Source organism: Shinella sp. GW835-FHT14H05, assembly GCF_058793575.1.
On record NZ_JBXAFY010000004.1, the window covers coordinates 431158 to 441735 of the forward strand.

At 65.3% G+C, this 10578-nt stretch carries 10 protein-coding genes and 1 tRNA gene; 5 read left to right on the top strand and 6 right to left on the bottom strand.

The features are described from left to right. Window positions 1-2: 2 nt before the first annotated feature. Both xdhA and uraH read right to left on the bottom strand, forming a co-directional pair. Window positions 3-1481 (bottom strand): xanthine dehydrogenase small subunit, encoded by a 1479-nt coding sequence (gene xdhA, locus AC1Q6Z_RS16725; protein WP_492648608.1) that lies wholly within the window; start codon window positions 1479-1481, stop codon window positions 3-5. Window positions 1482-1484: 3 nt separating this feature from the next. After that, window positions 1485-1850 (bottom strand): hydroxyisourate hydrolase, encoded by a 366-nt coding sequence (gene uraH / locus AC1Q6Z_RS16730; RefSeq protein ID WP_439614701.1) that lies wholly within the window; start codon window positions 1848-1850, stop codon window positions 1485-1487. 162 nt (window positions 1851-2012) lie between these two features. Here uraH and puuE point away from each other — a divergent pair, with 162 nt between their 5' ends. The 5 genes from puuE (at window position 2013) to AC1Q6Z_RS16755 (ending at window position 6418) form a co-directional block, all read left to right on the top strand. Continuing rightward, window positions 2013-3431, top strand: a complete 1419-nt coding sequence (puuE, locus tag AC1Q6Z_RS16735; protein WP_492648609.1) for an allantoinase PuuE — start codon at window positions 2013-2015, stop codon at window positions 3429-3431. A gap of 8 nt (window positions 3432-3439) precedes the next feature. Then, window positions 3440-4447 (top strand): allantoicase, encoded by a 1008-nt coding sequence (gene alc / locus AC1Q6Z_RS16740; RefSeq protein ID WP_492648610.1) that lies wholly within the window; start codon window positions 3440-3442, stop codon window positions 4445-4447. Then, a complete protein-coding gene (locus AC1Q6Z_RS16745; protein WP_435266932.1) occupies window positions 4444-4929 on the top strand; it encodes an ureidoglycolate lyase in 486 nt (161 codons plus the stop codon). Before alc ends, AC1Q6Z_RS16745 begins: the two co-directional genes overlap by 4 nt. A gap of 96 nt (window positions 4930-5025) precedes the next feature. Next, complete coding sequence (locus AC1Q6Z_RS16750; RefSeq protein WP_492648611.1) at window positions 5026-5637, top strand: helix-turn-helix domain-containing protein; 612 nt, start codon at window positions 5026-5028, stop codon at window positions 5635-5637. Next, entirely contained in the window at window positions 5621-6418 is a 798-nt protein-coding gene (locus AC1Q6Z_RS16755) for an SRPBCC family protein (protein WP_492648612.1), read from the top strand. The genes AC1Q6Z_RS16750 and AC1Q6Z_RS16755 overlap by 17 nt, the downstream gene beginning before the upstream one ends. Before the next feature lie 179 nt (window positions 6419-6597). Here the strand turns inward: AC1Q6Z_RS16755 and AC1Q6Z_RS16760 are convergent, their stop codons facing one another. The 4 genes from AC1Q6Z_RS16760 to AC1Q6Z_RS16775 all read right to left on the bottom strand — a co-directional run bounded on the left by AC1Q6Z_RS16760 (window position 6598) and on the right by AC1Q6Z_RS16775 (window position 10332). After that, window positions 6598-7890 (bottom strand): NCS2 family permease, encoded by a 1293-nt coding sequence (locus AC1Q6Z_RS16760; protein ID WP_256121335.1) that lies wholly within the window; start codon window positions 7888-7890, stop codon window positions 6598-6600. Between the two features lie 311 nt (window positions 7891-8201). Then, a complete protein-coding gene (locus tag AC1Q6Z_RS16765; protein WP_256121334.1) occupies window positions 8202-8660 on the bottom strand; it encodes a YbaK/EbsC family protein in 459 nt (152 codons plus the stop codon). Window positions 8661-8729: 69 nt separating this feature from the next. Further along, window positions 8730-10127, bottom strand: a complete 1398-nt coding sequence (locus AC1Q6Z_RS16770; protein ID WP_492648613.1) for a DUF2793 domain-containing protein — start codon at window positions 10125-10127, stop codon at window positions 8730-8732. 128 nt (window positions 10128-10255) lie between these two features. After that, a tRNA-Met gene (locus AC1Q6Z_RS16775) sits at window positions 10256-10332 on the bottom strand. Window positions 10333-10578: the final 246 nt, after the last annotated feature.

Sequence of the window (10578 nt, forward strand, 5' to 3'; positions counted from 1 at the left end):
GCTCACGCAGCCTCGTATCTGGACACCTGCACGGGTGCCTCGCTGGACGTCGTTTCCATATAGAAACGCAGGAGAAGGTTTTTGGCCACCAGGGCGCGATAATCCGCGGTGGCGCGCATGTCGGTCAGCGGCGAAAAGTCCTCGGCATATTTTTCCATCGCCGCTTCCACCGTCGCTTCCGTCCACGGCTGGCCAAGCAGAGCCGCTTCGACTGCGGCGGCACGCTTCGGCGTTGCCGCCATGCCGCCATAGGCGATGCGGATTTCGGCCACCGTGCCATCGTCGGCCAGCACCAGGCGGAAGGCGCCGAGCGTTGCCGTGATGTCCTCGTCGCGCCGCTTGGTCACCTTGTAGACGGCGAATTTTTCCGTCGCGGCGGGAATGGGCACCTGCACGGCTTCGACGAATTCGCCGGGCTGGCGGTCCTGCTTGCCATAGGCGATGAAATAGTCTTCGAGCCGGATGGTGCGCCGCTCCGCGCCCTTGCGCAAGGTGAGCGTTGCGTCCAGCGCGATCAGCGCCGGCGGGGTGTCGCCGATCGGCGAGCCGTTGGCGATGTTGCCGCCGATCGTGCCCATATTGCGCACCTGCTGGCCGCCGATGCGGGTGATCAGCGGCCCGAGCGCCGGGATATGGTGCGACAGCGTGGCGATCGCCTCGGAATAGGTGACGCCGGCGCCGAAGGAGACCACGCCGTCCTGCACGGACATCGCTTTCAGTTCATCGAGCCCGGCAATGAAGACCGGCGTGATGGCGCGCATATGCTTGGTGACCCACAGGCCGACATCGGTGGAGCCGGCGACCACCGTCGCGGTCGGCGACGCCTCCAGCACGGCGGCGAAATCGTCGAGGTTAGCCGGCACGATCCAGCGGTGCTTTCCCTCGCCGATCTCGACACGGGCGCCGTCGCGCAAGGCTTTCAGGCGCGCGATCATCGTTGCGCGCTCGGTGAGCAGCGGGTCCTTCTCGGTGTTGCCGTAGCTGGAGATGGCGCGCGCGGCGCGCAGGATCGGCTCGTAGCCGGTGCAGCGACAGAGATTGCCCTGGAGCGCCGTCTCGATCTCTTGGTCGCTCGGGCTCGGCGACTGCATCCACAACGCATAGAGCGACATGACGAAGCCCGGCGTGCAGAAGCCGCATTGCGAGCCGTGATAGTCGACCATCGCCTGCTGCACGGGGTGTAGATGGCCGTCGCTTGCGGCCACATGCTCGACGGTCACCACATGGCAGCCATCCAGCGAGCCGAGGAAACGGATGCAGGCATTGACACCTTCATAGACGAGACCGCCGGACGGCGTCAGGCGCCCGACCAGCACCGTGCAGGCGCCGCAGTCGCCCTCCGCACAGCCTTCCTTGGTGCCCTTGAGCAGGCGGGAGAGGCGCAACCAGTCGAGCAGTGTGTGGTCCGGCGCCACATCACGCAGCGCCACGTCACGGCCGTTGAGGATGAAGCGCAGCTCGGAGCGGATCTCGACAGGCATGGTTCAGCTCCCGCGATAGGTGGAGTAGCTATAGGGCGAGACGAGCAGCGGGACGTGATAATGCGCGCCCTCGTCGGCAAGGCCGAAGCGGATGGGGATGATATCGAGGAACATCGGGCCATCGCCCGTGCGGCCGAGATAGTCGCCGGCGTGGAAGCGCAGCTCGTAGGTGCCGGCTTTCATGGTCTCGCCGGCAAGAAGCGGCGCATCGCAGCGGCCGTCATCGTTCGTCTCGGTGGTCTTCAGCAGATGGAAGGTATCGCCCTCGACCCGGAAGAGTTCGATGCGCAGTCCCTCCGCAGGTTTGCCGCGGGCGGTATCCAGGACGTGGGTCGTGAGCCGGCCGGCCGGCTGCGAATGTGACTGCATGATCTTCCTCCGCGTACACAGTGCTCCTCTCTCCACTATCCGTCAGCCCCTACCCCCTGAAAAGCGGCGGGATCGTTCGAGACTTTCAAAATTTCCGGGGGAATGGCCCGCGCGATTTCGGGTTAGAAATTCGCCATGGACAGGGTTTGGAGGAGCGTTCCCATGCGATATTGCCGTGACATGCACGGATACGGACAGACACCGCCGGCGGCCGAGTGGCCGGGCGAGGCGCGCGTCGCCGTGCAGTTCGTGCTGAACTACGAAGAGGGCGGCGAGAACTGCGTGCTGCATGGCGATGCCGCCTCCGAGGCCTTCCTCTCGGAAATCGTCGGCGCCGCCCAATGGCCGGGCCAGCGCCACTGGAACATGGAATCGATCTACGAATATGGCGCCCGCGCCGGCTTCTGGCGGCTGCACCGGCTGCTGACGGAAAAGGACGTGCCGGTCACTGTCTATGGCGTGGCGACCGCCTTGCAGCGTTCGCCGGCCCAGGTCGCCGCCATGTTGGAAGCCGGCTGGGAAATCGCTTCGCACGGCCTGAAATGGGTCGAGCACAAGGACATGCCGGCCGAGGAAGAGCGCGCGGCGATTGCCGAGGCGGTCCGCCTGCACACGCTCGTCACGGGCGAGCGGCCACGCGGCTGGTATACCGGCCGCTGTTCGGTGAACACGGTCGATCTGGTGGCGGAAGAAGGGGGCTTCGACTATGTGTCCGACACCTATGCGGACGACCTGCCCTATTGGTACGAGCATGGCGGCCGCCAGCAGCTCATCATCCCTTATACGCTCGACGCCAACGACATGCGTTTCGCGACGCCGCAGGGTTTCAACAGCGGCGACCAGTTCTTCAGCTACCTGAAGGATTCCTTCGATGCGCTCTATGCCGAAGGCAAGGCCGGCAGCCCGAAGATGATGAGTATCGGCCTGCATTGCCGGCTGATCGGCCGGCCGGGCCGCGTCATGGCGCTCGCCCGCTTCATCGACTACGTGCAGAGCCACGACAAGGTCTGGATCGCGCGCCGCATCGACATTGCCGAGCACTGGGCGAAGACCCATCCGCCGCAGAAGCAGGCCGAGCGCCCCTCGCAGATGGCGGAAGAGGCCTTCGTCACACGCTTCGGCGATATTTTCGAGCATTCGCCCTGGGTCGCGCGCCGCGCCTGGGCGGGAGAACTTTCGCCGGCTAACGATACCGCAGTCGGCCTTGCCGCAGCGCTCACCTTCCAGTTCCGCGCGGCAAGCGATGCCGAACGGCTCGGCGTGCTCGTCGCCCACCCCGACCTCGCCGGCAAGCTGGCCGAGGCCAAGCGCCTGACGGCGAGCTCGACCGAAGAGCAGGCGTCGGCCGGCCTCGACGCATTGACGGACGAGGAGCGGGCGCGCTTCACCGAGCTCAACACGGAGTATGTCCGGAAATTCGGCTTCCCCTTCATCATCGCGGTCAGGGACAACACCAAGGCCAGCATCCTCGCCGCCTTCCAGACACGCATCGGCAATGACCGCGACGTCGAATTCGCTACTGCCTGCAAGCAGGTGGAGCGGATCGGGCTGCTGCGGCTCAAAGCCTTGCTGCCGGCCTGAGAGAGATCATGTCGACCGGCGCCCTGCCTGCGTTCACCCGTGGAACGATCAACCTTGCCGCGGCCAGCCTCGGGGCAAGGGGCATCTTCGCCACGGATGAATTCTTCGGGCCGCTGTCGCGCATGCTGGCCGATGAACCGGCTGTCTTCCACCCCGGCCTCTATGATGAGAACGGCAAGTGGATGGACGGCTGGGAAACGCGGCGGCGGCGCGGGCCGGGCCATGACCACGCGGTCATCGCGCTCGCCACGCCCGGCCGTATCCGCGGCTTTGACGTCGACACCGCTTTTTTCACCGGCAATTTTCCGACGGCCTGCACCATCGAGGCCTGTCATGCGCCGGAAGGCCCCGATGACCGGACGTCCTGGGTGGAATTGCTTGGGCCCAGCCCGCTCGGGCCGAGCGCCCAGCATTTCTTCGATTGCGCCGCAGACGGGCTCTATAGCCATGTGCGGCTTCGCATTTATCCCGATGGTGGGGTGGCGCGGTTGCGGGTCTATGGTATCCCGACGCTCGCCCCTGCCGAAGGGCCGATCGACCTTGCCGCGGCCCTTGCCGGCGGACAGGTCATCGCGCTTTCGAACGGGCACTACGGCCATCAGCGCTTGCTCGCGCCCGGCCGCGGCGTCAATATGGGTGACGGCTGGGAGACCAGCCGGCGCCGCGAGCCCGGCCACGAATGGATCGTGGTGAAGCTCGCCACGCGGGCGACGGTGGACAGCATCGTCGTCGATACCGCCCATTTCAAGGGCAATTACCCGGATGCCTGTTCCATGCAGGCCGCCGACCTGACGGGCTCGACGGGGGACCTCCCCACCCTTGTCAAAGCCGCGTCGATGTTCTGGCAGGAAATCCTGCCCGAGCAGAAACTGGCCGCCGACCGTATCCACACGTTCGACGGCCATCTCGTGAAGCGGGCGGGTGCGGTGACGCATGTCCGCCTCAACATCCATCCGGACGGCGGCGTCAGCCGCCTGCGTGTTTTTGGCCATCCGGCCGAGGGAGGAAAGACATGAAGACCATCGAGATCAGACCGTTGACCCGGGAGGCCTTCGCGCCTTTCGGCCAGGTCATCGAGCAGGACGGGGCGCCGAATTTCCCGATCAATGCGGGCAAATGCACCCGCTTCCACGACCTCGCCCATATCGAGACGACCGGCGAAAAGGCTCGGCCGATGATCAGCCTGCTGCGCGGCGAGCCCTATCCGCTGCCGCTGGAATTGAAGATGGTCGAGCGCCATCCGCTCGGCAGCCAGGCCTTCATTCCGCTCGGCGAAAGCCCCTTCCTCGTCGTCGTCGCCGAGGAGACGGAAAACGGACCGGCCGAGCCGATCGCCTTTCGCACCGCGCCCGGCCAAGGCGTCAATATCGGCCGCAATGTCTGGCACGGCATCCTGACGCCGCTTGAAACCGTCTCCGATTTTGCCGTGGTCGACCGCGGCGGCGAGGGCGTGAACCTCGAAGAGCACTTTTACGACGAAACCTTCCTGATCCGCTGATCCATCCACCGGGCAGCGGATCCGCCGGCCCGCCTCCACGGGCCGGCACTTTTTCGACCTCCTTGACAAATTTTCTTGTCAATGGAATTCTGAGGCATGCTCGATCTCGATATCCTCGATACCCCTGCGGCCGCCGCCCTCGCCCTCGACCCGATCAAGGCGCGGCTTCTCGCCGAACTCTCGGTTCCCTCCTCCGCAGCCGCGCTTGCCGGCCGCGTCGGCCTGACGCGCCAGAAGGTCAACTATCACCTCAAGGCGCTGGAAGAGGGCAAGCTGGTGGAGCAGACCGAGGCGCGCCACTGGGGCGGCATCACCGAGCGGCTGATGGTGGCGACGGCGCGCTCCTACGTCGTTTCGCCCGCAGCACTCGGCCCGGTCGGCGCCGAGCGCGCCCTCAACGGCGACCGGCTGTCGGCGAGCTATCTCATCGCGCTCGCCGCCCGCATCGTGCGCGAGGTCGGCGCGCTCTGGCGCGGCGCGCGGGCTTCGGACAAGCGGCTCGCCACGCTCTCGATCGACACGACGATCCGCTTCGCCTCGCCCGCCGCGCGCGCCGCCTTCACGGCCGATCTCACCGAAGCGGTCGCGGCACTGGCCGCCCGCTATCACGACGACACGACCCCGGGCGGCCGGCCGCACAGGCTGGTGGTCGCCGCCTATCCCGCACCTGCGGAAACCGAAAGGAAGACCCATGCCGACGAACTTTGACGCCACCGGCAAACGCTGGGTGGAGATGGAATTTCTGGTGCCCGGCACCCCCGACCAGGTCTGGCAGGCAATCGCGACCGGACCCGGCAACACTGCCTGGTTCACCAAGGCCGAAATCGAGGGGAAGATCGGCGGCCAGATCACCTTCCATTTCATGCCGGGGGTCACCTCCGGCGGCACGGTCACCCAATGGGAGCCGCCGCATCGTTTCGGCTATGTGGAGGTGGGCTGGGCGGAAAACGCGCCGCCGGTCGCCACCGAGATCAGCATCGTCGCGCGCTCCGGCGACCAGTGCCTGATCCGCATGGTGCATTCCCTCTTCTCTTCGACCGATGACTGGGACAGCCAGATGGAGGGCTTCGAATCCGGCTGGCCCGGCTTCTTCGAGGTGCTGCGGCTCTATCTGCGCCATCATGCCGGCGACACCGCCGCATCCTTCCAGATCAGCGCCGAAGCGAAGGGCGAGGACCTTGTGGTCTGGCGCAAGCTGCTCGACGGGCTCGGCCACGAAACGGCCGATGCCGGCGAAAACTGGACCGTCGACGCCGGCGAAACATTTTTCGGCGAAGTGGTTCGCGTGCGGCAGGACGAGGAGCAGCGCTACGTGCTGGTGCACATTGCCGGCGACGTGCCCGGCGTCGGCCTGTTCGGCATCTACCGCATGGGCGAAGCGGTCCGGCTCAGCGTCTGCCGCTTCTTCTACGGGCCGAAAGCCACGGAGACCGCTGCCGCGACCGAGCCGACATGGCAGGCCTGGCTCGACGGCATCGCGAAGGCCTGAAACGAAAACGGGCCGCGCTCATCACGCGGCCCTTTTGGCACTTTTCACAAACCTCCCCTCCGTCATGCTCGGGCTTGACCCGAGCATCCACAACCGCGGGTGCCGCGTGGATCCTCGGGTCAAGCCCGAGGATGACGATGGAGTTTGTGACATGGTCCAACCAAACAATCGGCCCCTTATTACTCCGCGAAGAAGGCGAAGCGGATGACGAAGAGGACCGCGACGATGGCCGTCGCCGGGTGGATATCCTTCCACTTGCCGGTGAAGAGCTTCAGCACGACATAGCTGATAAAGCCGAAGGCAAGGCCGTTGGCGATCGAATAGGTGAAGGGCATGGCGAGCGCGGTAAGAGCCGCCGGTGCCGCTTCCGTCAGGTCTTCCCATTCGATTTCCGTCAGTTCCCGCATCATCAGGCCTGCCACGTAAAGCAAAGCCGGCGCCGTCGCATAGGTCGGCACGGAGGCGGCGAGCGGCGAGATGAAGAGGGCGGCAAGGAACAGGATGGCGACGGTGAAGGCGGTGAGGCCCGTGCGGCCGCCGGCCTGCACGCCGGACGCGCTTTCCACGTAGGCCGTCGTGCTGCTGGTGCCGATCAAGGAGCCGGCGACAATCGCCGTGCTGTCGGCGAGAAGCGCGCGGCCGAGGCGGCTCGGCTTGTTTTCCTGGATGAGGTTGGCGCGCTTGGCGACGCCGATCAGCGTGCCGGTCGCGTCAAAAACTTCGACGAGCACGAAGACCAGGATGACATGGATGAGGCCGCCATGCAGAGCGCCCATGATGTCGAGCTGCAGGAAGGTCGGCATGATCGACGGCGGGGCGGAGACGACGCCGCGGAACTCGCTGACCCCGAAGATCCAAGAGAGCACCGTGACGGCGAGAATGCCGATCAGGATCGCGCCCTTCACGCGCAGCGCATCGAGCACCGCGATGACGAAGAAGCCGAGGATCGCCAGAAGCGGGCCGGTTTCCTTCAGGCTGCCGAGGCCGACGAGCGTCGCCGGATTGTCGACGACGATGCCGGCGTTCTTCAGGGCGATGATGCCAAGGAAGAGGCCGATACCGGCGGCGATCGCGCTGCGCAGCGAATGCGGGATGCCGGCGATCAGCCAGCTGCGCACGCCGGTCACCGTCAGGATGACGAAGATGATGCCGGAGATGAACACCGCGCCCAGCGCCTGCTGCCAGGTGAAGCCCAGCGCCGCCACGACGGTGAAGGCGAAGAAGGCGTTGAGGCCCATGCCGGGCGCCATGCCGATCGGCCAGTTGGCGACGAGCGCCATGACCAGAGAGCCGAGGGCCGCGGCAAGACAGGTCGCGACGAAGACCGCATCCCGGTCCATGCCCGTCGTCGACAGGATGTCCGGGTTGACGAAGATGATATAGGACATGGTGAGGAAGGTCGTGAGACCCGCGATCACCTCTGTGCGCACGGACGTGCCGTGCTCACTCAGCTTGAAAAGCCGTTCAAACATGTTTTCTCCCCCTGGCGCTGCCTGAGGCGCGCCGTGCGAAACTTCCGGGTCAAAGCTCCTCCAGCCACCCGGTCCTGACCGACGCTTCGCGCTGCGAACCGCCGCCCCGCGGATTTCCCGCGCCCGCGCGCCGCTGTCCGCCGGAAGCCGGCCGCGGTTGATCACAGTTTCGTCATATTGCTTGTTTGAGCGCAGTTGCGCCAGCCGGGCATTTCCCCGAATTTGAGCGAAACTCTTTCACGATTCGCCTGATGCGGCGCACGGATTCGCCTAAGCGGCGGCATGATTTGCCGGATCGGCAGGGGTCTGCGTCACTCGCAGACGTCGACCCATTCGCCCTTGACCAGTGCCGCCATGCGTTCCGGTGCAATGCGCACCGCCGCATTCGTCGCGCCTGCGGCCGGAACCACCTCGTCGAAAGGCCGGAGCGACACGTCGCAATAGACCGGCACGGGAGCGGGCAGGCCGAACGGGCAGACACCGCCGACGGGATGGGACGTGATCGCCAGCACCTGTTCCGCATCGAGCATGCGCGGCTTGGCGGCAAAACGATCTTTGAATTTCCGATTGCTGAGCCGTGCCGTGCCGGCGGCGACGAGCAGCACGATCTCCTCGCCGATGCGCAGGCAGATCGTCTTGGCGATCTGTTCGGGCGCCACCCCATGGGCCTCTGCGGCCAGCGTCACGGTCGCCGAACTCTGCTCGGTGACGAGCACCGCGACATCGGGAGCGTTTTCGGAAAAGAAGCTGCGGACGGATTCGAGAGACATGCCCATGTTCATAGCCAGTCCGGCGGCCTCCTTGCAAGAGGCCACCGAAAAGCAACGCATACTATGCTTTCACGCGTAGATGCCGCCGGTCGGAATCGTGCCGGCCGTCGAGCCCGGCAGGAAGGTTGCCGCCTTGCCGAAGGTGTTGATGACGCCGTTCGTTTCGGCGATGTAGCGGCTGCCGGTGGCGGCGCCGACGATTGTCGGATTGGAGAGCGCCACGGTGCCGCAGCTGCTCGTGGCGATGAACTGCGTGAAGGCGGGCGTGCCCGTCAGCGTGAAGGTGCGGTTCACGCCCGTGAGATAGCCCATGGCAATGTTCATATGCCGCCGCGCGCCGCCATTGATGGTGTAATTGTCCTCCAGCACGATCTGGCAGGGGCTGTCGGCGAAGATGTGGTCGGCATTGGCGCCCACTGCGCCGAACTCCATCTTGCCGAGGCGGAGCGTGACGCCGTTGCTGACCGACAGCGCATGGATGAGATCCGTGCCGATGGCGATCCGCAGGCCGCTGACACGGACCTGCGCCCCGTTGCGGAAGCTGAGCCCCGAGGACAGCACGACCGAGGCCGGCGTGGTCTCGTTGCCCTTGATGAAGAGCGTGCCGCTGCCGATCAGCGGCCGCACGACGCTCGCGCCGGCATAGGTGCCATTGGCAAGCTCGATCGTCACGTCATAGCTCGCGCAGTCGAGTTTATGCGCCTCGTCAATCGCCTTCTGGAGCGTCGCAAACGGCGTTCCGACGGCCAGTCCATTGTTGCTGTCGCTGCCGGTGATCGCGACATAATAGGTAAGGTTTCCGGTGAGCTGCGGCCGCAGGCCGACGGCGCCGGCCGGAAAAGACACCCTGCCCGTCGCCTGGTCGACGACCATGGCATCGTTGAAGGTGGAGCCGTCGGCGCTCACCTTGACGCGGAACGCATCGCTGCCGGCAAGCCCCATTTCGGCCCGCCCGGACCAGCCCGTCTGGAACAGCAGCGACGCCGTGTCCCCCGCATTGGCCTTGTTGATCTTGACCTGATGCCCAGCCCCCTCGTTGGTGAACAGCGAAGCGGGCGAGGCGACCGCCAGCCGGTTCGTCGCATCCGCCGTCGTGTTGATGCCGACTTCGACCGGAATCGCGACACTGACCGTGGCGAGCCCCCATTCACCCTCCTCGAAGGTCAGCATGCGGTTTTCGTCCGTGGCATAGGCCAGCCAGCCGTCCCGCGGCGTATAAAAGGTCCAGACCCAATCCTGCCAGGCCGCGACATCCCTCGCCCGCCCCGTCCAGGCCCCCGTCGCACCGACAGGCACGATATAACGATCCCCAGCCGCAGGACTTGCCGGCGGGCTCGCCACACTCCGGCTGCCGACGGCCAGATGAAGCAGCGCATCGATCGCCTTGATGGCCTCGTTGTGCGTCACATGTTTCTGGGCCTGTGCGGGGAGAATATAGGGAAGGTTTAGATTTTCGGTCGCGTCCATGGTTCCGGTTCCTGTGTCGGTTTTCCGGAAGTATACGGACGCGCGGGCGGGCGGGGAAAACAGCGGCTAATTTTTCCCACCTCTAGAAACGGCAAAAGCCCTCCGTGTTTGGAGGGCTTTTTGATATTTGGTTGCGGGGGCAGGATTTGAACCTGCGGCCTTCAGGTTATGAGCCTGACGAGCTACCGGGCTGCTCCACCCCGCGCCAAGGTTTTTGCCTTTGGCAAAATACCGGTGCGAAAAACCTGAGGGGTTCGTCGCTGCTTCCGAGCAATCGTCTCGTGTTCCTATGGCACCGAAGCAAAAAGGACCGCTTTTGGCGGCCCTTGAGTTTCGGCGGGGCCGAAGGAGTGTGATGAGAAGATGTGTTTTAAATATATTGCCTTTAGCAGACCTGGCAGTGACCTACTCTCCCGCGTCTTAAGACGAAGTACCATTGGCGCTGGGGCGT

Excerpts from the sequence above, each read along its gene's own strand:
- AC1Q6Z_RS16750 (WP_492648611.1), top strand. The coding sequence starts at position 5,026 with ATGCTCGATCTCGATATCCTCGATACCCCTGCGGCCGCCGCCCTCGCC.
- AC1Q6Z_RS16755 (WP_492648612.1), top strand. The coding sequence starts at position 5,621 with ATGCCGACGAACTTTGACGCCACCGGCAAACGCTGGGTGGAGATGGAA.
- puuE (WP_492648609.1), top strand. The coding sequence starts at position 2,013 with ATGCGATATTGCCGTGACATGCACGGATACGGACAGACACCGCCGGCG.
- AC1Q6Z_RS16745 (WP_435266932.1), top strand. The coding sequence starts at position 4,444 with ATGAAGACCATCGAGATCAGACCGTTGACCCGGGAGGCCTTCGCGCCT.
- AC1Q6Z_RS16760 (WP_256121335.1), bottom strand. The coding sequence starts at position 7,890 with ATGTTTGAACGGCTTTTCAAGCTGAGTGAGCACGGCACGTCCGTGCGC.
- uraH (WP_439614701.1), bottom strand. The coding sequence starts at position 1,850 with ATGCAGTCACATTCGCAGCCGGCCGGCCGGCTCACGACCCACGTCCTG.
- AC1Q6Z_RS16765 (WP_256121334.1), bottom strand. The coding sequence starts at position 8,660 with ATGTCTCTCGAATCCGTCCGCAGCTTCTTTTCCGAAAACGCTCCCGAT.
- AC1Q6Z_RS16770 (WP_492648613.1), bottom strand. The coding sequence starts at position 10,127 with ATGGACGCGACCGAAAATCTAAACCTTCCCTATATTCTCCCCGCACAG.
- alc (WP_492648610.1), top strand. The coding sequence starts at position 3,440 with ATGTCGACCGGCGCCCTGCCTGCGTTCACCCGTGGAACGATCAACCTT.
- xdhA (WP_492648608.1), bottom strand. The coding sequence starts at position 1,481 with ATGCCTGTCGAGATCCGCTCCGAGCTGCGCTTCATCCTCAACGGCCGT.